Genomic DNA, 21,926 nt, shown 5'->3' with positions numbered 1-21,926 from the left:
GAGCGTTAGCGAGGCGGAGTCATGAGTCACCTTAGAGTCAGTGAGTCGCAGTCATGAGTCAGAGTTTGTCGCGTGCATTGATCATTCTTGTTGCGCTCGGCGAGGATTCGCGATCGTTGGACCAGTTGGCGACCCAGCTCGGCGTGCACAAGTCGACGGTGCTGCGGCTGCTGCAGACGATGGAGGCCCAGCGCTTCGTCACCCACGACAGCCAGCACCGGTATGTGCTCGGGTCGCGGCTGTTCGAACTGGCCAACCGCACCCTGGAGCAGCGCGACGTGCGCACCCTCGCGCGGCCGCACCTGAGCGCCTTGAACGCCGACACCAAGCAGACGATCCACCTCGCCACCTACGAGTCCGGCGATGTCATCTACATCGACAAGCTCGACGCCACCCAGAGCGTGCGGATGTACTCGCGGGTCGGCCGCCCGGCGCCGCTGCACTGCACCGCCGTCGGCAAGGTGCTCATCTCGGCGCTGCCCCGCTCGGAATGGCGGATCATCGCCGAGAAGATCGACTTCCACCCGTTCACCGAACGGACCATCCGCACCCCCGAGCGCTACCTGATCGAGCTGGAAAAGGTTGCCGCCCTTGGGTATGCGGAGGACCACGAGGAACACGAGAGCTTCGTCAACTGCATCGGTGTCCCGGTGCGCAACGGCACCGGCGCGGTGGTCGCCGCCGTCTCCATGTCGGTGCCGGACATGCTGCTCGACCACGATCAGGTACTGGCCGAACTGCCGCGGGTTCGCGCGGCGGCCGACGCCATCTCCGCCGAGCTCGGCTGGATCCCCGGCCGCGCAACCACCGCCACGAAAGGCTGACCATGAGTGAGAAGATTGCCGTCCGCACCACCGACGCCCCCGCGCCCGCACACACGTTCTCCCAGGGCGTGCGCAAGGGACCGTTCGTGCAGGTCTCTGGGCAGGGTCCGGTGGACCCGGTGACCAACGAGTACCTGTACCCGGGCGACGTTGCGGCGCAGACCATCCGCACGCTGCAGAATGTGAAGGCGATCGTCGACGCGAGCGGGGCGACGTTCGACGATGTGGTGATGCTGCGCGTCTACCTGACCACCCGCGACGACTTCGGCGCGATGAACGAGGCCTACGGCGAGTTCGTCGACGCCAACACCACCGGTGACGTATTGCCCAGCCGCACCACCGTTTTCACCGGGCTGCCGCGCGCAGAAATGCTCGTCGAGATCGACGCCGTCGCGATCGTCTCCGAGTAGCAATCGAACGGCGCCCGCTCCGAATCATCCCGCGCACGAACTCGCGGCGCGCGCACGTAATTGCCAGCAATTACGTGCGCGGGCAGAGAATACGTGCGCGGCGGGCGACAACCGAGCAGCCGCCCCGGCCCACGGATGGGTCGGGGCGGCTGGGCCGCGTAGTCAGCCGCGACGCGGGGTCTTGGTTCGGTTGCGGCCCTTAGACTTTCGCAGCCAGTTCACTATCGACGGAGGCCGCGACATCGTCGTCGGCATCCTTGTCATCGTCCGACGAGCCACCGCCGACGACACCCGCGCCGGGGATCGCGTCCAGCAGTTGCCGCGTGTACGGATCGGCGGGCGCGGTGAGGACTTCCTCGACCGGACCCTGTTCCACCACCCGGCCATCACGCATCACGACGACCTCGTGGGCTAGCGCGCGAACGACCGCGAGGTCGTGCGAGATGAACAGGTAGCTGACGCCGAGCCGCTCCTGCAGCGACGCGAGCAGCGTCAGAATCTGGTCCTGCACAAGCACATCCAGCGCCGACACCGCCTCGTCGCACACCACCAGCTGCGGCTCGATGGCCAGTGCCCTGGCGATCGCGACGCGCTGGCGCTGGCCACCGGACAGCTCGTTCGGGTACCGGTGCGCCATCGCCGCGGGCAGCGCGACCTGCTCCAGCAGTTCGGACACCCGCTTACCGCGCGCCGCGCGATCACCGATACCGAAGGCGCGCAACGGTTCCGCTATCAGCCGCTCGACCGTCCACATCGGGTCCAGCGAGGCGTACGGGTCCTGGAACACCGGCTGCATCGACAGCCGCGCCGCGCGCAACGGCGCACCACGCAGCCCGACCATGTCGACACCGTTCAACTTGATGGTGCCGGAGGTGGCGGGCACCAGGCCGAGCACCATCCGCGCGGTCGTAGTCTTGCCCGAGCCGGACTCGCCGACGATCGCCGTCGTGCGGCCACGGGTGATCGTGAACGACACGTTGTCGACCGCGCGCAGCAGCCCGCCGCGACCGCGGATCCGGTACTCCTTGCTGATGCCGGAGACCTCGAGGATCGGAGAATCCTTGGCGGGCACGACATTTACGGGTTCTGCCGCAGCAGCCTCGTCGACGGACACCGTCGTGTCAGCAGCCTTCTCGACGACAACCTTGTCGTCAGCAACGTCCGCATCGGCGGCCTTGTCGTCAGCGGCCTCCGTGTCTGCGGCCACTGGGGCGGTGGCCTTCTCGTCAGCCGCCGTCTCGGCAGCCGCAACTTCGCCGACCTCGTCGCCTGCAGCCTTGTCGGCGACCTTCTCGACGGCAACCTCGCCGTCACCGGCGTCCGTGTCCTCGGCCACGGCGGCAGCAGCCGTCTCATCGGTGGCCTTCTCGTCAGCCGCCTCTTCGTCGGCAGCCGCAACTTCGGCGACCTCGTCGCCAGCAGCCTTGTCGGTCGCCTTCGCGTCAGCGACTTCCGCATCGGCGGTCTTGTCGTTAACAGCCTTGCCGTCAGCGACCGTGCCGTCGGCAGCCTTGACCTCGTCGCCGACGACCGCCTCGTCGGCAGCCTTTCCATTGGCAGACTTGCCCTTGGCGGCCTTCTTGACAGCGCCATTCGTAGCTGCGACCTCGGCGTCGACAGCCTTGTCGTCAGTGGCCTTGTCCTTGTCGGCCGCCTTCTCCTCGACAGGCTTCTCGTCGACAACCTTCTCGTCGACAACCGCCTCCTCGGCAGCCTTGCCATCGGCAACCGTCTCCGCAGTCACCTCGCCATCCGCAGCCGCGCCCGCAACCCCGCCGACCGCAGCCTTCTCCTCCAGAACCTCATCCACCACAACCGGATCGGCCCGCCGCGGCGCGATCAACGCGGGCGCCGCCGCGACCAACCGCCGCGTGTACTCCTCCTGCGGATCCGTCAGTACCTGCCGCGCGGGCCCGGACTCGACGATCCGCCCGTCCGACATCACCACCACCCGGTCCGCCCGCTCAGCGGCCAGCCCGAGATCGTGGGTAACCAGCAGCAGTGCCGTGCCGAGCTCCTGCGTCAGCTTCTCCAGATGATCCAGAATCTGGCGCTGCACAGTCACATCCAGCGCCGAGGTCGGCTCGTCGGCGATCAGCAGATCCGGCCGGCAGGCCAGGCCGATGGCGATCAGCGCACGCTGGCGCATACCGCCGGAGAACTCGTGCGGGTACTGCCGCGCCCGCCGTGCGGGCTCGGGCAGACCAGCCTGTCCGAGCAGCTCGATGGCGCGCTCTTTCGCCTCGCTACGGCTGCAAACCTTGTGCGCCAGCAGGGTTTCCGACACCTGACGACCGACCCGGGATACCGGGTTCAGGTTCGACATCGGATCCTGCGGTACCAGCCCGATCTCTTTGCCGCGCAACGCGCGCAGCCGCTTCTCCTCGGCGTGCGTGATGTCCTCGCCGCGCCACCGAATGCTGCCGCCGGTCACCCGGCCGGAGCCGGGCAGCAGGCCCATGATCGCGTGTGCCAGTGTCGATTTGCCGGATCCGGAGGCGCCGACCACCGCGACCCGCTCCCCCGGCTGGACGACCAGGTCCGCGCCGTGCACGGCGGTCACCTCGCCGAAGGACACCCGCAGATCGCTGATCTCCAAGAGTGGTTCTGTCATTGCGGGCTCCTTCAGCGCCGTGTCTTCGGGTCGAGCGCGTCCCGCAGGGCGTCGCCGAAGAGGTTGAATCCCAAGCAGATGATCGCGAGCGCCACACCGGGGAAGATGCCCGGCCACGGCGTGCGGAGCAGGTACTGCTGTGCGTCGGACAGCATGATGCCGAGGCTGGGCGCGGGCGGCTTGATGCCGAGCCCGAGGAACGACAGGATCGCCTCGCTGATCACCGCGGTCGGCATGATCACCGTGGCCTGCACGATGATCGGCGCCAGCGAGTTGGGCAGAATGTGTTCAACGAGGATGCGCCAGGGCGGCACGTCCATCGTGTTCGCGGCGACAACGAAGTCGGTTTCCTTGAGCCGCAACGTTTCCGCGCGCACCACCCGCATCATGATCGGCACCTGGGCGATGCCGATCGCGATCGCCGCGTCGGCGAGCCCACCGCCGTTGATCGCGGTCAGCCCGACCGCGAGGATGATGAAGGGGAACGCGAGCAGCACGTCGGACAGCCGCGACAGGATCAGGTCCAGCGTCCGCCAGTACCCGGCCAGCAGGCCGAGCGGCACGCCGATCAGCACCGCGCACAGCACCGACAGCACGCCGACCTCGAGCGAGGCACGCGTGCCATACAGCACCCTCGACAGAATGTCGCGGCCCAGATCGTCTGTGCCCAAGGCGAATCCGACGGTACCCGGGTGCTGGAACGGGGTCGAGAAGTGCACCTCGCTCGGCAAGTACGGGGCGAGCAGCGGCGCGAACACACCGACGAAGATCACGATCAGCAGCAGCACCGCGCCGACCATGCCGAGCGGGTTGCGCCACAGCTGCCGCAGCACGCGGCCGCGCACCGCGGCCAGCGGCGGGGTCTCCAGGGGCTTGTTCTCGACGCCGGGAGTTGTTTCGACGGCAGGGATTTCGATAATGGTCACTGCGCCCTCCCGGACACTCGCACGCGGGGGTCGATCACCGTGTACAGCACATCGACCAGCAGGTTGATCACGATGTAGGACGTGGCGATCACCAAGATGACCGCCTGGATCACCGGGTAGTCGCGGGTGAACACCGAGTCGAGGGTCAGCTTGCCCATGCCGGGCAGGCTGAAGATGCGCTCGGTGACCACCGCGCCGGCGATGAGCCCGCCGAGCTGGAGACCAACGATCGTGGTGACCACGATCAGGCTGTTGCGCAGGCCGAACCGGAAGATCACCGCGCCGCGGCTGAGGCCCTTGGCCCGCGCCGTGCGCACGAAGTCGGCGGTCAGCGTCTCCACCATCGACGACCTGGTCTGGCGCTGCACCACGGCGGCGTGCGCGAGGCCGAGGATGATCGCGGGCAGCGTGAGGAAGTAGATGCCGCGCAGCGGATGCTCGAACGGCGACACGTACCCGGAGGCGGGGAACCAGTTCAGCTGCACCGACAGATACAGCACCGCGAGGATGCCGACCCAGAAGGTGGGCACCGACAGGGCGGCCAGCGAGAACCCGTTGGCGACCCACTCCGGCCAGCGACCGCGATACACCGCCGCGATCACACCGCCGATAACACCGGCCAGCACCGCCACGATCATCGCGTAGACCGCGAGCTGGACGGTCACCGGCAACGTGGTGCCGATCATGTCGACCACCGGCGTGCCGGTGCGGATGGACCGCCCGAAGTCACCGGTCAGCGCGTGCCAGACGAATTCGAAGTACTGCACCGGCAGCGACCGGTCCAGCCCGAGATCGGCGCGCACCGCGGCCAGCGCCGCGGGGTCGGCCTGCTCGCCCGCCATCACCGTGGCGGGATCACCCGGGAGTGCGCGCACCCCGATGAAGATCACGATCGAGGCGAGCACCAACGTGACAGCGGACTGCCACAGACGGTGAAACACATACTGCAACATGGATTTTCAGCCCTTCCGATCCGCGACGAACGCGGCCTTGCCGAGCCGCACAGCGCCGTCGGCGTAAACCTCGATGCCCGTCACCCATGTCGAGTGCACGGTCAAGTTACGCAGACGGTAGGTGTAGATAAACGGGTTCTCCCGCGCGATAAACCGCACCGCCTGCTCATAAAGCGCACCGCGTTGCGCGGCGCTCGTACTGTGTGCGGCCCAGCCGAGGAGGTCGTCCAGGACCGGTGAGTTGTATCCGCTGTAGTTACCGCTCGAGCCGGTGGTCATGAACCGGGCGGTGTTGCCGTCCGGGTCGATCCGGCCCGACCAGCCGAGCAACAGGGCCTCATAGGTGCCGCGCTTCTGCGCGTCCAACATGGCCGCGTATTCGGTCGGCACGATCCGCAAATCGAACCCGCCCTGCGCGACGCTGTCCCGCAGCGCCTCCGCGTACTGGAGGTAGTCCTGGGTGTTGGTGACCTGCATCGTGACCGGATACGGCAGTTGCACTCCCGCCTCCTGCAGCAGCTCCTTGGATCGCTCCGGATCGAAGAGCGGGCAGGCGGTACTGGCTCGCGTCGCGTAGGAGGTACGTGGCGCTATCGGCGTGCAGGCGGTGTCGTACCAGTTGTTGAACACCTTCTTGACCAGCGTCTCCCGGTCCGTGGCCAGCGAGAACGCCAGCCGGACCCGGGCATCCTTCGCGATCGGGGTATTGATCGGCTTCACCGGTTTGCCCGCGCCGTCGACATTGCCGATATTGAGATACAGACCCTGGAAGCCGAATGATCCCGATTGCAGCACGTGTAGTTGCGGCAGCTTGGCCAGCCCGTCGATCTCCATCGGTGAGATCGTGTCGGCGACCTGGATGTCACCGGAGCGCAGGTTCGCCGCCCGGGTCTTCGCATCGGAGATGATCCGATAGGTGATCGAATCGAAGTGCACGTTCTTCGCGTCGTAGTACAGCGGGTCGCGGGCGACGACGATCGAGGTATTCGGGACCCGCTTGACGAACTTGAACGGCCCGACACACACCGGGTGATCGCCGAAGTTCTTGTCCGACTCCTTCACCGCGGCCGGCGACATGATCATCCCGGCGCGGTCCGCGAGCGCTGCGGTCAGCGGCGCGAACGGCTCCTTGTACTTGATCACCACGTGGGTGGAGTCGGCGGCCTCGATCTCGTCGATCGGCCCCATCTCGCCGGTGCGCTGGGAGCCTTCCATCTTCCAGTGCCGTTGCAAGCTGCTCTCGACCGCGTCGGCGTTGAACTGGGTGCCGTCGGCGAACTGGATCCCGCTGCGGACGGGAATGGTGACGGTGAGCCCGTCCGACGAGATGTCGGGCAGCGCGGTGGCCAGCTGTGGCACCAGGTTTCCGGACGCGTCGTTGTCGTAGAGCTTCTCGCAGATCGTGCTCATCACATAGCGCATGTAGAGCGAGCTGGAAGTGGTCGGATCGAGCTTGTCGGGTTCGTTCGACAGGCCCATCACCAGATCACCGCCCTCACGGACCGGTTGCGTGCCTATGGGTGTGCCGTAATCGTCGACGTGCGTTGCGGTCTCGGTGGCGTGCTGCGTCGGTGCGCAGGCAGCGAGGACGGCGGCGACGACACCGAGGACCGCCAGCCGAGTGGAGCGAACGAGCATGGGCTACAACATACTTCAACACGCTGCATTTTTCGCCACCACCGTTTCTTTTTGTACATTGTTCTCTTAGCCGCCACTGGACGAAATGAAGCGGAGCTCAAATCGATACGGAAAATAGCGGTCCGGCGAATCCGGACCGCTATTCCTGTTCGATGTTCGACTATTGCGCCTCGGCGCGCTTTTTCAGTTCTTCTGATCCGCGTAGGCGGCCTTACCGAGCCGAACTACGCCGTCGGCATAGCCCTCGATGCCGGTCACCTTCGCCGAGTGCACGGTCAACAAACGCTTCCGATAGGTGTAGAGGTACGGGTTGTCCTCTTGGATGATCTTTGTCGCCTGACCGTACAACTCGGCGCGCTGCGCGGTGTCGCTGGTGCGTGCGGCCTTGGCCAGCAGCTCGTCGAGCTTGGGTGAGCTGTAACCGCCGTAGTTACCGCCCGAGCCGGTGGTCATGAATCGGGTGATATTGGCGTCCGGGTCGAGCCGGCCCGACCAGCCGAGCATCAAGGCCTCGTAGGTGCCACGCTTCTGCACGTCCAACAGGGTCGAGTATTCGGTGGGCACGATCTTCAGATCGAATCCGCCCTCCGCGACGTTGGCCTGCAACGCCTGCGCGTACCGCAGTTCGTCCTGGGTATTGGAGACCTGCATGGTAATCGGGTACGGCAGCTGCACACCGGCTTCGGCGAGCAATTGCTTCGAGTGCGCCGGATCGTAGGTGGGGCAGGCGATTCCGGCGGGCGTGGCGTAGGTGCTCTTCGGCACGATGCCCGAGCACGCCGCCTCGAACCAGTTGTTGAAGACGGTATCGACCAGCGACTGCCGATTGATGCTCTGCGAGAACGCCAGCCGGACGCGCGGATCCTTCGCGATCGGGGTATCGATCGGCTTGGCCGGTTTACCGACGCCGTCGACGTTGCCGATGTTGAGGTAAATGCCTTGGTAGCCGAGCGATCCCGACTGCAGCAGGTGCAGGTCCGGATCCTTGGCCAGCGCGTCGACATCCTGCGGGGAGATCGTGTCGGCGACCTGGATATCACCGGAGCGCAGGTTCGACGCGCGAATGTTGGCGTCGATCATGATCCGGTAGGTGACCTTGTCGAGGTGCACGTTCTTCGCGTCGTAGTACAGCGGATCGCGCTCGACGATGATCGAGGTCTGCGGGATGCGCTTGACGAACTTGAACGGGCCGACGCAGGTGGGGTGGTCGCCGAAGTTCTTGCCCTCGTCCTTCGCGAGTTCGACCGGGGACATGATCATCCCGGCCCGGTCGGCGAGCGCGGCGGTGATCGGCGCGAAGGGCTTTTTGTAGCGAATCACAACGTGCGACGGATCGGCCGTCTCGATGGACGCGATCGGACCCATTTCACTGGTCCGCTGCGAGGTCTTCATGGTGAGGTGGCGCTGCAGGCTGGTCTGCACCGCGGTGGCGTCGAACGGGGCGCCGTCGGCGAACTTGATGCCGTTGCGGACCGGAATGGTGACGGTGAGCCCGTCCTCGGAGACGTCGGGCAGCGCGGTTGCCAACTGCGGCACCAGGTTTCCGGACGCGTCGTTGTCGTAGAGCTTCTCGCAGATCGAGTTCATCACGTAACGCGTGTACAGCGAGCTGGAGGTGGTCGGGTCGAGCTTGTCGGGTTCGGCGGAAAGGCCCATCACCAGGTCGCCGCCTTCACGTACCGGCTGCGATCCCACGGGTGTGCCGTAATCATCTGTGTGCGTCGCGGTTCCAGCGGGGTGCTGTACCGGTGCGCAGGAAGCGATGGCGACGGCGGTTACGCCGAGCACCAGCATCCGTGTGAAGCGAGCGAGCATGCGCTACAAGATACTTCAACGTTTCGCACTTTTCTCGCCGGGTATTCCTTTTCGTAGAATGTTCTTGTTCACGCCATCACACGAATCGGCGCGCACCTCGAAATGACACGACAAATAGCGGTCCGGCGTATCCGGACCGCTATTCTCCATTTAACTGTTCAGTTATCGTCCCGCGGCGTAGCCCTGCATGCCCCGGGGATTGGCTCCAGCTGAAAGTACACCGTTCTCACGGTCCCGAGCTACCGCGCACAACCGGCCTTCCGACCACGGTGGGCCCACCGTCACGCGGTGTCCGCGTCGTTCCAGGTCGGAGATCACCTCGGTGCCGATGCGCGACTCCACGATCACCGAACCCGGGCTCATCGCCCGCGGATAGAACGAGCCGGGGAAGCTTTCCTGATGCCAGTTCGGTGCGTCGATGGCGCCTTGCAGATCGAGACCGCCGCGCACTTTCTCGCGCATCGCGACCGCGAGGAAGAAATGCAGGCTCCACTGATCCTGTTGATCGCCACCCGGCGTACCGAACGCCATCACCGCCTCGCCGTCGCGCAACGCCAGCGACGGGCTGAGCGTGGTGCGCGGGCGGCGGCCCGGTGTGAGCGAGTTGGGTAGGCCCGGTTCCAGCCAGGCCATCTGTAGTCGGGTGCCGAGCGGGAAACCGAGTTCGGGCACCACCGGATTGGATTGCAGCCAGCCACCACTCGGTGTCGCCGCGATCATATTGCCCCAGCGGTCCACGATGTCGAGCTGACAGGTGTCGCCGCGGGTAGCGCCGGAGGTGGCCACCGTCGGCTCGCCCGCACCGAGCGGAACATCGACGGCGTCAACGGAACTGGTCTGCACGTAGCCGCTCAGGCGCGGACGCTGGCCGTCCGGGCTGCCCGGGCGCAGTTCGAAGGAGGCCTGCGGTCCGATCAGCGCGCTGCGCTGCGCGTTGTACCAGGGGGAAAGCAGCGTCGCGAGCGAAACCTGAGTGCTGTCGCCGTACCACGCCTCGCGGTCCGCCATCGCGAGCTTCGAGCCCTCGATCAGCGTGTGGTAGTACTCCGGCGTGCCGTACTCCAGCCGCTCCGGCAGCAGTGCGAGCTGTTGCAGCATGACCGGGCCCTGGCTCCACAGGCCCGGCTTCGCGACGGTCCAGCCGTTCCAGCTGTAGGTGACCGGATTCTCGTACGACGCACTGAAATTCGCGAGATCGTCGCCGGTCAACGTACCGACGTGCCGCTCACCGGAGGTATCCATGGTCGGCCGCGCGGCGGCGGCGACCAGTGCGTCGGCGATGAAACCCTCGCGCCAGACGCGGCGCGCGGCCTCGATCTGGGCTTCCCGATCGCTGCTCGCGGCCTCAGCCTCGGCGATGAGGCGGCGCCAGGTCGCGGCGAGTGCCGGATTCCGCAGCAATGCGCCTGCGGCGGGGGCCTTTCCGTCGCGCAGGTAGACCTCGGCGGAGCTGGTCCACTCGTTCTCGAACAGCTCGGTGACCGTCTCGACGGTCTCGCCGATCCGCTCGACCGCGGGATGGCCGCGCTCGGCATTGCTGATCGCGTACGACAGCACCTCGGCGAGCCGCTTGGTGCCGTGATCGCGCAGCAGCACCATCCAGGCGTCGAACGCGCCCGGCACCGCGGCGGCGAGCGGGCCGGTGCCGGGCACCAGGTCCAGGCCGAGCGCGTTGTAGCGAGCGATGGTGGCCCCGGCCGGCGCCGGACCCTGGCCGCACAGCACACGGGGGGGCAGCCCCGCGGGCGCCAGGATGATCGGCACTTCGCCGGCCGGGCCGTTCAGGTGTGGCTCCACAACGTGTAACACGAACCCCGCGGCGACCGCCGCGTCGAACGCATTACCGTCGTCCTCGAGGACCGCCATCGCGGCGGCCGAGGCGAGCCAGTGGGTTGACGACACCATCCCGAAGGTGCCCTGCAAGGTAGGACGCGTGGTGAACACCTGCCGAGTATCTCCTTATAACGGTACGTACGTCCAAGACATCTATGGCACCAAACCGATAGCCTATGGTTATGGAACGCAGGCAGCTCGAGTACTTCGTCGCCATCGTGGAGCACGGCGGGTTCACCCACGCTGCGCGGGCTTTACGGGTAGCCCAGCCGTCGCTGTCGCGGGCGATCGGCAAGCTCGAGCGGGAGCTGGGGGTGGCGCTGTTCCATCGGGTCGGCCGCAATGCCGTGCTGAGCAATGCCGGGGAATTCATGGCCGACCGCGCGCGCCAGGTGCTGCGTGATCTCGATGCGCTGCGGGCCGCCGCGCAAGCCGTAGGTGAGGGCGTTGTCGGGCGGGTCGATGTCGCGGCCACTTCGTCCTCGACGCTGGAGCCGGTGATCAGCACCATCGCCGAACTGCGTGAGCATCACCCCGGCCTGACGGTCGGCACCTGGTCGGCGCTGTCGGCGGCCGAGGTGGTCGCCATGGTGTTGCGTGGACGCTGTGAGGCGGGGGTCTGCGGCAGTGCGGAGCGCCCCGCGGGCCGCGGTTTGGTGGCCCATCACCTGCGCGACGAACAGTTCCTGCTCGTCGCGCCGCCGGGCACCGAGATCGGCACCGATGGCACAGTTACGCCAGAAGACCTGCGCGGCATGAGCTTTGTCATCACCCAGCCCGCCACCGCGGTCCGGGCCCGCTTCGACCGGCTCGCCGCCACCGTCGGCGATCTGCACATCGCCGCCGAGGTCGGCGACCGCAGCGTGGTGCTGCCGATGGTGCTGCGCGGCATCGGCGCGGGCCTCATGCCCGACGGCTGGCACGATCTGGCCGTCCGCGCCGGGGCGGCGGTCTATCGGTTCGATCCGCCGGAGAAACTGCCGCAGTGGTTAGTACACCGCGGCGGACCGCTGACCGCCGCCGCGCAAGCCTTCGTCGACACCACGCTCACCCAGGCCGAACGCGCGCGCTCCGCAGCCTGAGCCGCACGGCGTCAACCCTGAGGCCGAGCCTGGCTCACGCAGCCGCACACCATTTGACATACGCACGCGTGTTGGCGCGGCGAGTCGGTGCGCGGGGCATCAGAACGCGTGCGGCTTTGCAGCGGGGTCCTCGTACGTAGCGCACGATCGAATTGGCTCCCGCCGCAGCCGCACCCCTTCTGACACACGCACGCGTGTCAGCGCGGCAAGTCGGTGTGCGCGACGTCTGAAGGTGTGCGGCTTAGCCGGAGTTGCGTAGTGCGGTGGCGAGGCCGTTCATCGTCAGCAGGATGCCGCGCTTGACGAGCTCCGAGTCATCGCCCGCGCGCAGTCTGCGCAGCAGCTCGACCTGCATCTGGTTCAGCGGCTCCAGGTACGGGAAGCGGTTGTGGATCGACTCGGCCAGGGACGGGTTGTCGGCGAGCAGGTGGTCGTTGCCGGTGATCGCGGCGTGCATCCGGATGGTCCTGGCGTGCTCGTCGCGGATCATCCCGAAGATCTGCTCCCGCAGTGCCGCGTCCTCGACCAGCTCGGCGTAGCGGGCGGCGATGTCGAGGTCGCTCTTGGCCATCACCTGCGCCAGGTTCGACAGCACGGTGCGCAGGAACGGCCAGCGCTGATACAGATCGGTCAGTGTCGCAAGGCGTTCGGGGTCGCCGCCGATCCATTCCTCCAGCGCGGTGCCGGTGCCGTACCAGCCGGGCAGCATCACCCTGGCCTGACTCCAGGACATCACCCACGGGATGGCGCGCAGGTCCGACACCGAGTTCGTCGGTTTGCGGGAGGCGGGCCTGCTGCCGATGTTCAGATCGCCGACCTCGGCCACCGGAGTGGACTGGCGGAAATACTCGACGAATCCCGGTATTTCGTGCACCAGCCGTGAGTACGCCGCGCGGGCCCGGTCGGCGAGCTCGTCCATCAGCTCGTAGGACGGCTCCGCGTCCACACCGAGGCCCTCCACGTCGAGCAACGTCGACTCCAGCGTGCCCGCGATGAGCGATTCCAGATTGCGGTGGGCCGCACCGGGTTCCGCGTACTTGGCGGCGATCACCTCGCCCTGCTCGGTCAGCCGCAGCGAGCCGCGCACGGCACCCGCAGGCTGGGCCAAGATGGCGTCGTAGCTGCGGCCACCGCCGCGACCGACGGTGCCGCCGCGACCGTGGAAGAGCCGCAATCGAATTCCGGACTTGCGCGCGACCTCCACGAGATCGAGTTCGGCCCGGTAGAGCGCCCAGTTCGCGGCCAGGTACCCGCCGTCCTTGTTCGAATCCGAGTAGCCGAGCATCACTTCTTGACGCATCCCGCGCGCCACGACCAGGTCTCGATACACCGGAACATCCAGTGCGGCAGCCAGTGTCGCCGCGCCCGCGCCGAGGTCCTCGATCGTCTCGAACAGCGGAACGATGCCCACCGAGCAGTGCGGTGGCCCGTCCGGCTCGCCGGGATCGAGCAGCCCACCCTCCTTCAGCAGCAGCGCCGCCTCCAGCATGTCGCTGACCGAGGTGCACATGCTGATGATGTAGTTGGGTACCGCTTCGGTGCCGAAAGTGTCCACGACATCGCTTGCAGCACAGACGATGTCGACCTCTTTACGGGCCAGCTCGCTCAGTTTGGCGTGCGGGCCGAGCAGCGGGCGCCGGGTGCGCAGTTCCTCGGCGAGCAGCTCGACGCGCTCGTGTTCGGACAGGCTCGCGTAGTCCGAATGCACACCGGCCCAGGCCAGTAGCTCGGCGACGACCTGTTCGTGGATCTCCGAGTTCTGCCGCATGTCCAGGCCCTGCAGGTGGAAGCCGAAGGTCTCGATCGCGTGCCGCAGGGCGGCGAGGCGGTCGTCGGCGAGCAGGTCGTCGCCGCTGGCACGCAGCGAGGCGTCCACCGCGTCGAGGTCGTCGAGCACCGCCTGCGGTGTCGGGTACGGTTCCGCGCCGACATCGAGTCCGTCGGGCGGGATTTCACCGAGCGCCCGTTGCGCGGTTGCGGTCAGTCTGCCTCGAATGGTGTGCAGCGCACGGCGATACGGTTCGTCGGCGTGGGTGGCCGGATCGGGGTATCCGGCGGCGGCGAGGGTGGCGACCTCGGGTGTCACTTGAACGAGCCGCGCCGAAAGGGCCAGCGCCTTTTCCAATTCCACGAGTTCGCGCAGATACCGGGAGAAGGCGACGGTCGCCGCCTGATGTCCGGCCTGGCGCACCACATCCGCTGTCACGTAAGGGTTTCCGTCGCGGTCGCCGCCGATCCAGGAGCCGGGCCGCAGGATCGGGCGCGGCAGCAGTTCGGCGCCGGGCCAGCGCGAGCGCAACGCCGCGCGCACCTCGGCATTGATCGCCGGGATCACGTCGAACAGGGTGATCTCGTAGTAGCGCAGGCCCACCGAGATCTCGTCCTGGATCCGCAAGCGCTGCAACCGGATCAGCGCGGTACGCCACAGGCCGAGCACCTGCCGACGGATCTGCTGCTCGAATTCGGTGCGCTCCCGCTCGGTTTCGGTGAAACGCTGCCGCAGCCGCATCAGCTCGGTGATCCGGGTCTGCCCGTCGAAGACGGTACGGCGGCGGGTCTCGGTCGGGTGGGCGGTGATCACCGGCGACACCAGCGCGTCGGCCAGCAGGTCGGCGACCTCGGCGCCGTTCAGCGCCGCCGCGTCGAGCTTGCGATAGGTGGCGGCCAGCGACGAATCCTGCGGCGGCTCACCGGCCGCCTCGTGCGCCTTGCGGCGCCGATCGCGCTGGATGTCCTCGGCCAGGTTGGCCAGCAGCACGAAGTAGCTGAACGCGCGGATCAGCGGCAGCGCCACCGCGATGTCGACGCCGTCCAGCATCTCGGCGACCGCGCTGCGGTCGACCTCGGCCCGACGCACCCGGAAGGCCTCGATGCGCACCCGCTCGATGAGGTCGAACACCTCGGGACCCTCGTGATCACGGATGGTGTCGCCGAGGACACCGCCGAGAAATCGGATGTCGTCGCGTAGCGGCCGGATGGCGTCGTGTTGCGTTTCGCTCGTCGATTCACCCATGATCAGACAGTATTGCCGTCCGGCCCCCGTTGGTATGCGACGCCGCCCACACCGTGTCGCCGCGGGCCATCGAACCGCGCCGCATCGCAGATGAGGACGACCATGGTCGAGAACTCACCCGACAACCCGGGCTCGCTCACGCTCAGCGGCCGATTCGCGCATTTCGGCAGCACTCGGCTGACCACGATCAGTCGCTGGCAGAGCCGCCTGCACAACGCGGTGTATCAACGATTCAACGGCACGGTGCTCGGAAAGTTCATGGGCCGCCCGGTATTCCAGCTGACCGTGCCCGGACGCAAGTCGGGCGAGCCGCGCCCGGTGATCTTGATGCTGGTTCGCGACGGCGACGATCTACTGGTCACCGGGTCGTACGGCGGCAACCCGAAACCACCGGCCTGGTGGGGCAATCTGGTGGCCGCCGGCGGCGGGCAGGCGCGGATCGGCCGGGAAAGCTGGCCGGTGATCGCACGGGTGATCACCGATCCCGCCGAGTACACCGGCTACTGGCGCAAGCTGGTAGCCCAGTACCCGGATTTCCAGACCTACCAGGCACTCACGTCACGCAAGCTGCCGATCGCGGTGTTGACCCGCACCAGTTGACCCCTGAGAAGTCCAGGGGGTCAACGAGTTTCGAGTGACTCAGCCGAGTAGCTCGGCTTTCTAGCGTTTCGGCCAATACCAGGGCGGTTGGTCGAGCCTGCCCTGCCCCGCGATCGTGGTCGCGCCGTTCTCCTTGACCAGCTCGATGGTGTGCAGTTCCGCCGCGCTCGCCGTCAGCGCGGTGACCAGGGGTTGCGCGTGGGTCACGACCACGACCTGGGTGTTCTCGGAGACGGTGGCGATGAGTTCGGCGAGCGGGGCGAGCAGTTCGGGATGCAGGCTGGTTTCGGGCTCGTTGAGGACCAGGAGTTCGGGTGGGCGCGGGGTCAGCAGGGCGGCCACCAGGAGCAGGTAGCGCAGGGTGCCGTCGGACAGTTCGGCGCCGCCCAGCGGACGCACCAGGCCGCGCTGGTAGAGCGCGAGCTCGAATCTGCCGTCGCGGTCGATGATTTCGACCTCGCTGCCGGGGAACGCACGGTCGACCGCTTGGGCGAGGATGTGCGCGTCGCCGATCTCGCGGATGGTTTGCAGGGCCGCGGCCAGGTCCGCGCCGTCGTGTCCGAGGACCGTCGTGCGGGTGCCTACCTGTGGCGATCGGGCGGGTGCGTCGGCGTCGGTGCGGAGATGGTCGTAGAACCGCCAGGAGCGGATGCGTTCGCGCAGGACCAGTAGATCCGGCGCGCTCTGCGGGTCGGCCAGTTCGCTGAGCATGCTGTCGAACGGTTGCAGGGTGTGCGGCACCATCGCCCAGCCGCCGTCGTCGTCGCGTAGTCGCACCACCGGGCCGCCGCGTTCCGCCAGCAAGGTGGAAGGGCGCAGCACCGGCCCGGCCCAGACCGCCTCGGCTTTGATCACCGGATCGAGGTTGAACATCGAGGTGGCATCGGGCACCGGCATGCCCAGCTCGGCGGCGTAACCGAAGTCTTCCCCGGCGAACCCGACCCGCACGCCAAGCGAGTCACCCTTGGACGTTCCGTCGCCCATGCCGCCTTGACCCGCCCACAACGCGGACGCAACCCCGCCTTCGCGGGCCAACGCGGCGATGGCTCCGTTGCGGGAGAAGTCCGCCAGCAGCCGCAGCGTCCGATACAGGCTGGACTTGCCGCTGCCATTGGCCCCGGTCACCACGTTGAGCTGCCCCAGCGGCATCGCCAGCTGCCGCAACGACCGGTAGTTCTCGATAGCCAGAGTCCGCAACATGCCCCCAGGCTAACTATCGGCTATGACACGGCTACAGCTCGCGGATCACCCGTGCCGGATTTCCCGCCGCGAACACCTTCGGTGGCAGGTCTCGGGTGACCACACTCCCCGCGCCGACCACCGTGTCGTCGCCGACGGTAACGCCGGGGCACACGATCACGCCTCCCCCGAACCACACGTTGTTCCCGATCCGGATCGGCGCGGCCGTTTCCCAGCGCTGTCTGCGCAGCTCGTGGTCTTCCATCGGGTGCAGTGCGGTCAGCAACTGGCAGCGCGGGCCGATCGACACGTCGTTGCCGATGCTGATCGGCGCGCAATCCAGCAGGATGGCATCGAAATTCAGGAAGCTGTTCGTCCCGATTTCGATCAGATACCCGTAGTCGCACTGGAACCGTGGCCTGATCCACGATCCCTCCCCGAACTTCCCGAGCAACTCCCGCAGTGTCGCTTCGCGCCCCGCACGATCCGCGGCCTCGCTGCGATTGAACTCGTCGCACAGTCGCTGCGCCCGTTCCCGCTCGGCCTCCAACTCGGGATCATTGTCCCGATACAACTCCCCGCGGAGCATCCGCTCCTTCTGCTCACCCACCCCCGCCACCCTAGACGCCGAACGGGACCTGACCCCGGCCCGCTCTCGGCGGCTGCCGTCATCAAGTCCCGTTCGATGGAGCTCGTCAGGCAGGCAGACCCTGCACCGATAGCCGGTGGAACAGCACCTGCTCCAGGAGGGCGACGAGGACGTCCTTGACCGATTCACGGTCGCGCGCATCGCATTCCAGGACCGGGATCCAGTCGTCCAGCTCCAGTGCCTCGCGCACCTCACCGAGGTCGAAGTGCATGCCGTTGTCGAAGCGGTTGACCACCACCACGAATGGCGTCTGCTTCTCCTCGAAGTAGTCCAGTACCGGGTAGCAGTCGCCGATCCGGCTGGTGTCCACCATGATCACCGCGCCGAGCGCGCCGTCGACCAGGTCGTCCCACAGGAAGACGAACCGGTCCTGGCCAGGCGTGCCGAACAGGTACAGAATCAGCGAGCGGTCCAACGTGATTCGGCCGAAGTCGAGCGCGACCGTGGTCTGCGTCTTCTCCGCGCGCCGGCCCGGATCGTCGATGCCGATCGCCACCTCGGTCATCGCCGCCTCGGTGACCAGCGGCTCGATCTCGGAGATCGCGCCGATGAAAGTTGTTTTACCGACACCGAATCCGCCGCTGATCACGATCTTCACCGAGGACGGCATCGTCGGTGGTGGCGGAGTGTTCACGTCAGAGTGCCCGTACAAGGTCCCTGATCCTCTCGATGGCAGCTGTGGACAGTTGATCGGCCTCGCGCACCGTCGCGTAGCCCCCGGCGACGAGGTCGCTCACGACGACCTTCGCGACACCGACCGGAACGCGCAGCGCGGTACCGATTTCGGCGATGGAATGCGGCTGCTGGCACAGCTGCACCACGGTGCGCTGCTCGAATTGCAGCGGTGCCGAGAGCGCCGAAGGCGGTGCCTGCACCAGTGTTTCGATGCGCAAACCGTCCATCAACGGCGTAGTGCGCCCCGCGGTGACGACAAAGGGACGCACAAACTGTTCATCACTGTCGACAAGTTCTTCGGCCGGTGGTTGTTGTTGGCCGGGGCGGTCCGGATCGAACCACCCGAACATCTGATTCATCGGGATCATCCGCGGGTCCGGCAGCCTCGGCCGGTCAGGATCTCTCATCTTCGCAACGTCTCTCGCAACTCGGAAATCAACGTCGGATCAAGGAGCGATCCGGCGCGTTCGGCCAGCACGGCCATTTCGTAGCCGACAAGGCCGACATCGCAACTGCCATCGGCGATTACGCCGAGGCAGCTGCCGTCACCCATAGCCGAGACGAGCAGGAAGCCCCGCTTCATCTCGATCATGATCAGTTTGAGTCCGTCGAACGAGTAACTGCGCGACGCACTCTTGGCGAGGCTGGCCAGACCGGACACCATGGCGGAAAGCCGGTCGGCGGAAGTGCGGTCCAGACCATCCGACATCGCGATGAGCAGTCCGTCCGAGGAGACCGCCACGGTGTCGCGGACTCCGTCGGTTTCCCGGACGAAGTTGGCGAGCATCCAGTTGAACGTGTGCGGGTCGGCGCTCGGCAAGTGAGTGGTCACCGGTTCTCCTCTGCGATGGTCTGAGCCTGATCGTCGGTGCGGATGTCGTGGTCGCGGGCACCGACATAGGGACGGGTGGTCGACGGCGGCGGCGGGGCGCCGCGCTCGTGTCCGGCCCGGAACGACGAAAGCATGCTACGGGTTTCGTCCGGCGAGCGTTCCGGAATCGGCGCCCGATCCGGACGTTCCGTAGCGCCGTTCGTGTCACGTCGCGGCTCGGTGCCCGGCGCTGTGCCCGCGGTGCGAGACTTCTTGTTGCGCTTGACAAGTCCGTTACGCGTGGTGCGCGGTGCCGATCCAGTCGACGCCGATCCGTTGCCGCTGTAAAGGCTTTCGGCCACGCCGTAGTGGCCGTCCGGGGAATCCGGCAGCCGCCACGTACCGGTATCGGTCAACCGACTCGACGTGTTGTCCGGCGGCGGTGGGGCCGCCGGAGGCGTGGAAACCGTTGGCGGGGACACGAACTGGGAGTACGCGGAGGGCGCGGGGGCGCTCGACGCGGCATGCTGCGGACCGGTGTACTGATCGTTGCGCGGTACCGCCCGCTGCCCCGCCGTCCATGGACCCTCGGCTTGACGGCCCGCACCATTGTGCTCGCCCTGTGGTGCCGCGTGCGCGGGACCGCGCGGGCTCGGCGGGATCGCCTCCGGCGGGGTGTTGCCGCGGATCACGGCGGGAGAAGTCATGGCGCCGTTGGCGTTCGGCGCCGGCTCCAGTTCGGGCACGCTGTTCGACTCCGAGTCGGCGCCCCAGGACCGCTCCAGCCCGGTACCGGAGATCTTGGCCTGCACCGCGGCGGGTCGTCGATCCTGTTCCTGCACAAGGATTTCCAGCGGCAGTGACATCCGCGCGACGATGCCGCTGACCGGCGAGACGTTCAGCTCGACGTCGATGCCGAGCCGCTCGGCCAGCCGACCGACCACGTAGTGGCCGAGGTAGCGGGTCGGCGCGACGATGAAGTCCTGTTCACCGCGCAGCCTGGCGTTGGACTGGGCCAGCTGGTCCATCGGCATGCCGACACCGTGGTCGACGACGGCCAGCAGGTAGCCGTGCGGCACCCGGCGTCCGTAGATCTCGACCTCGAGATCCGGTGGGGAGAAGGCGAGTCCGTTCTCGATCAGCTCGGCCAGCATGTGCGCGAGCTCGCTGACCACCGCGCCGGTGATCATCACATCGTCCACCCGGCGCAGCACCACCCGGCGGTAGTCGTCGACCTCGGACAGACCGGCGCGGATCACGTCGCTCAACGCGATCGGCTGAGCCCATCGACGCGGGCTCGCCTCACCGACGAGCACCAGCAAGCTTTCGGCGTTGCGGCGCATGCGGGTGGCCAGGTGGTCGAGCTCGAACAGGTTGGACAGACCCTTGGGATCGAGTTCCTCGCGTTCGAACTCACTGATCAGGCCGAGCTGGCGGCGCACCAGGTTCTGGTTGCGCCTGGCCAGGTTGGCCATCGACTCAGTGGTGTTGCGGCGCACCAGCGCCTGCTGCGAGGCGAGCTCGAAGGCGGTGGTCTGCACGCGGTCCAGCGCGCCTGCCACAGCGGCGATTTCGGTACTCGCACCCGCGGGCGCCAGCACCGGCATCGGCGCCTCGGGTCGGCTGTCGTCCGCCCGCGACCAGGCCTCGATGACCTGAGGCAGGCGGCGGGTGGCCACGTCGTCGGCCTCGCCGGCCAACGCGGCCAGCGGGCGCACGATGGCGCGCACCGAGGTGATCACCAGCACGATCATGGCGGCAATGGCGATGGCCGAGACGACGAGGAAGGCGATCAGCTTGGTCGCGGCGGCAGCGCGGAGGCTGTCCGCGCGGGCCTGCACGTCGTCGCCGACGGCCTGCTGCACGGTGCGCTGTTCGTCGAGGACGCTGGACATCTGCGTCCACCAGGTCATCGGGTCGACCTCGCGCACCATCGGTCCATCGCTGGAAGCGATCGCGATGGTCTCCGACTGGTCCGCCTTGGTGGCGTTGTCGCTCAACATCGCGGCGTCCAGCTTGGCCTGCTGGCTCTTGGTCGCGTACCGGGAGAACGCGGTGAAGCCCGCGAGCTTGGTGGAGCGAATCTCCATGAACTGCACGTACTCACCGCCGTTGAAGCGGCCCGCGGTGAAGACGCCGTTGAGGAAGCCTCGCTCCTTGTCGACCTCCTCCTTGGCCGCGCCGAGCGCGTACAAGGCCTGCAGACCACGCTGGATCTGCGGGTCGCGCGCCTGGTCGAGGCCGAGCGCGAGGCGGTTCAGCGCGGTGACGCCGTCGGTGTAGAACTGGAAAACGACCTGCCTGCTGACGCGGCGCGAGTCGATCTGCGTTCGCGTGTTCGCCAGCAGATTCAGCTGGCCGAGCGCGGACCGCACCTGATCGGCGCCGGGCGCGTCACCGGCGGCGGCGCTGGTGATCGCGGCGAGCGCCGCGTCGACCTTGCCGCGCTGGTCGAGCAGTGGCTGCTGCAGGCGGTTGTCGCCGCCGAGCAGGCCGTTGCTCAGACCGAGCTCACGCTGGATCTGGTTGGTGAGGTCCTGCACATTCAGCGCCAGCGACACGGACTTCACCGTGTCGTTGGACTCTCGGTAGTCCGAAAGTTCGCGGAAGACAGTGACTCCCAGCAACCCGAGCACCAAAATCAGCGCGAGCGCCAGAATTCGGGTCAGCTGACCACCGATGGTGCGCGGCCGGACGATGGCCGAAATTCTCCCACTGGGCAACGCCGGAGGAACCGCTATAACGAGATCCGGTGTGTCCCCGGGCTTTGGTTGCCGTAGACGTGAACGCACCAACCTGCTACTCCTCCGAAAAGCCGGCCGTGACAGCTCCACGACGAGCGCACGGAAAGTCTCCGAGCAAAATCCCATATGCCCGGTCCGGCGTCAACTCGAGAACCCCATA

General features: G+C 67.1%; 16 protein-coding genes and 1 pseudogene. 4 read left to right on the top strand and 13 right to left on the bottom strand.

Annotated elements, in window-relative coordinates:
• The first annotated feature begins 53 nt into the window (after positions 1-53).
• Entirely contained in the window at positions 54-824 is a 771-nt protein-coding gene (locus ACQPW1_RS17115; RefSeq protein WP_433663678.1) for an IclR family transcriptional regulator, read from the top strand.
• Between the two features lie 2 nt (positions 825-826).
• Positions 827-1,234, top strand: coding sequence for a RidA family protein (locus ACQPW1_RS17110; protein ID WP_396990069.1), 408 nt, complete (start codon positions 827-829; stop codon positions 1,232-1,234).
• A 286-nt stretch (positions 1,235-1,520) separates the two neighbouring features.
• Here the strand turns inward: ACQPW1_RS17110 and ACQPW1_RS17105 are convergent.
• From ACQPW1_RS17105 to ACQPW1_RS17080, 6 genes and pseudogenes are all read right to left on the bottom strand, one after another.
• Positions 1,521-3,848 (bottom strand): annotated as a pseudogene (locus ACQPW1_RS17105) (dipeptide ABC transporter ATP-binding protein); the annotation flags it as partial.
• An 11-nt stretch (positions 3,849-3,859) separates the two neighbouring features.
• On the bottom strand, positions 3,860-4,774 hold the full coding sequence (locus tag ACQPW1_RS17100; RefSeq protein WP_433663677.1) for an ABC transporter permease: 915 nt from the start codon (positions 4,772-4,774) through the stop codon (positions 3,860-3,862).
• Positions 4,771-5,727, bottom strand: a complete 957-nt coding sequence (locus ACQPW1_RS17095) for an ABC transporter permease (RefSeq protein ID WP_433663676.1) — start codon at positions 5,725-5,727, stop codon at positions 4,771-4,773. Before ACQPW1_RS17095 ends, ACQPW1_RS17100 begins: the two co-directional genes overlap by 4 nt.
• A 6-nt stretch (positions 5,728-5,733) precedes the next feature.
• Positions 5,734-7,365 carry an ABC transporter substrate-binding protein gene (locus tag ACQPW1_RS17090; RefSeq protein ID WP_433663675.1) on the bottom strand — a complete coding sequence of 544 codons (1,632 nt, stop codon included), beginning with the start codon at positions 7,363-7,365 and terminating at the stop codon, positions 5,734-5,736.
• Between the two features lie 183 nt (positions 7,366-7,548).
• Positions 7,549-9,180, bottom strand: coding sequence for an ABC transporter substrate-binding protein (locus ACQPW1_RS17085; RefSeq protein ID WP_433663674.1), 1,632 nt, complete (start codon positions 9,178-9,180; stop codon positions 7,549-7,551).
• Between the two features lie 162 nt (positions 9,181-9,342).
• Positions 9,343-11,124, bottom strand: a complete 1,782-nt coding sequence (locus ACQPW1_RS17080; protein WP_433663673.1) for a gamma-glutamyltransferase family protein — start codon at positions 11,122-11,124, stop codon at positions 9,343-9,345.
• Positions 11,125-11,195: 71 nt separating this feature from the next.
• Between ACQPW1_RS17080 and ACQPW1_RS17075 the strand changes: the two genes are divergently transcribed.
• Complete coding sequence (locus tag ACQPW1_RS17075) at positions 11,196-12,095, top strand: LysR family transcriptional regulator (RefSeq protein WP_433663672.1); 900 nt, start codon at positions 11,196-11,198, stop codon at positions 12,093-12,095.
• Between the two features lie 241 nt (positions 12,096-12,336).
• On the opposite strand, the gene ppc is transcribed toward ACQPW1_RS17075, so the two are convergent.
• Positions 12,337-15,108 (bottom strand): phosphoenolpyruvate carboxylase, encoded by a 2,772-nt coding sequence (gene ppc, locus ACQPW1_RS17070; RefSeq protein WP_433663671.1) that lies wholly within the window; start codon positions 15,106-15,108, stop codon positions 12,337-12,339.
• 102 nt (positions 15,109-15,210) lie between these two features.
• Here ppc and ACQPW1_RS17065 point away from each other — a divergent pair, with 102 nt between their 5' ends.
• Positions 15,211-15,708, top strand: a complete 498-nt coding sequence (locus tag ACQPW1_RS17065) for a nitroreductase/quinone reductase family protein (protein WP_433663670.1) — start codon at positions 15,211-15,213, stop codon at positions 15,706-15,708.
• Positions 15,709-15,768: 60 nt separating this feature from the next.
• Here ACQPW1_RS17065 and ACQPW1_RS17060 read toward each other — a convergent pair whose 3' ends face one another.
• The 6 genes from ACQPW1_RS17060 to ACQPW1_RS17035 all read right to left on the bottom strand — a co-directional run bounded on the left by ACQPW1_RS17060 (position 15,769) and on the right by ACQPW1_RS17035 (position 21,745).
• On the bottom strand, positions 15,769-16,908 hold the full coding sequence (locus tag ACQPW1_RS17060; RefSeq protein ID WP_433663669.1) for an AAA family ATPase: 1,140 nt from the start codon (positions 16,906-16,908) through the stop codon (positions 15,769-15,771).
• A 31-nt stretch (positions 16,909-16,939) separates the two neighbouring features.
• Positions 16,940-17,497 (bottom strand): sugar O-acetyltransferase, encoded by a 558-nt coding sequence (locus ACQPW1_RS17055; RefSeq protein WP_364737694.1) that lies wholly within the window; start codon positions 17,495-17,497, stop codon positions 16,940-16,942.
• Between the two features lie 85 nt (positions 17,498-17,582).
• Entirely contained in the window at positions 17,583-18,146 is a 564-nt protein-coding gene (locus tag ACQPW1_RS17050) for a GTP-binding protein (protein ID WP_433665265.1), read from the bottom strand.
• Positions 18,147-18,171: 25 nt separating this feature from the next.
• Positions 18,172-18,618 (bottom strand): DUF742 domain-containing protein, encoded by a 447-nt coding sequence (locus ACQPW1_RS17045; protein WP_150407629.1) that lies wholly within the window; start codon positions 18,616-18,618, stop codon positions 18,172-18,174.
• Positions 18,615-19,043, bottom strand: coding sequence for a roadblock/LC7 domain-containing protein (locus ACQPW1_RS17040; RefSeq protein WP_223885746.1), 429 nt, complete (start codon positions 19,041-19,043; stop codon positions 18,615-18,617). The genes ACQPW1_RS17045 and ACQPW1_RS17040 overlap by 4 nt, the downstream gene beginning before the upstream one ends.
• Positions 19,040-21,745: a nitrate- and nitrite sensing domain-containing protein gene (locus ACQPW1_RS17035; protein WP_433663668.1), complete on the bottom strand. Its 2,706-nt coding sequence runs from the start codon at positions 21,743-21,745 to the stop codon at positions 19,040-19,042. Before ACQPW1_RS17035 ends, ACQPW1_RS17040 begins: the two co-directional genes overlap by 4 nt.
• Positions 21,746-21,926: the final 181 nt, after the last annotated feature.

Source organism: Nocardia sp. CA-128927 (assembly GCF_050955855.1).
In the GTDB taxonomy this organism is placed as follows: domain Bacteria; phylum Actinomycetota; class Actinomycetes; order Mycobacteriales; family Mycobacteriaceae; genus Nocardia.
Note: the sequence above shows the minus strand (reverse complement) of the source record. Positions and strands in the feature narration are given on the sequence as shown.

Excerpts from the sequence above, each read along its gene's own strand:
- ACQPW1_RS17045 (WP_150407629.1), bottom strand. The coding sequence starts at position 18,618 with ATGAGAGATCCTGACCGGCCGAGGCTGCCGGACCCGCGGATGATCCCG.
- ACQPW1_RS17095 (WP_433663676.1), bottom strand. The coding sequence starts at position 5,727 with ATGTTGCAGTATGTGTTTCACCGTCTGTGGCAGTCCGCTGTCACGTTG.
- ppc (WP_433663671.1), bottom strand. The coding sequence starts at position 15,108 with ATGGGTGAATCGACGAGCGAAACGCAACACGACGCCATCCGGCCGCTA.
- ACQPW1_RS17075 (WP_433663672.1), top strand. The coding sequence starts at position 11,196 with ATGGAACGCAGGCAGCTCGAGTACTTCGTCGCCATCGTGGAGCACGGC.
- ACQPW1_RS17110 (WP_396990069.1), top strand. The coding sequence starts at position 827 with ATGAGTGAGAAGATTGCCGTCCGCACCACCGACGCCCCCGCGCCCGCA.
- ACQPW1_RS17050 (WP_433665265.1), bottom strand. The coding sequence starts at position 18,146 with ATGCCGTCCTCGGTGAAGATCGTGATCAGCGGCGGATTCGGTGTCGGT.
- ACQPW1_RS17060 (WP_433663669.1), bottom strand. The coding sequence starts at position 16,908 with ATGTTGCGGACTCTGGCTATCGAGAACTACCGGTCGTTGCGGCAGCTG.
- ACQPW1_RS17090 (WP_433663675.1), bottom strand. The coding sequence starts at position 7,365 with ATGCTCGTTCGCTCCACTCGGCTGGCGGTCCTCGGTGTCGTCGCCGCC.
- ACQPW1_RS17065 (WP_433663670.1), top strand. The coding sequence starts at position 15,211 with ATGGTCGAGAACTCACCCGACAACCCGGGCTCGCTCACGCTCAGCGGC.
- ACQPW1_RS17115 (WP_433663678.1), top strand. The coding sequence starts at position 54 with ATGAGTCAGAGTTTGTCGCGTGCATTGATCATTCTTGTTGCGCTCGGC.
- ACQPW1_RS17085 (WP_433663674.1), bottom strand. The coding sequence starts at position 9,180 with ATGCTCGCTCGCTTCACACGGATGCTGGTGCTCGGCGTAACCGCCGTC.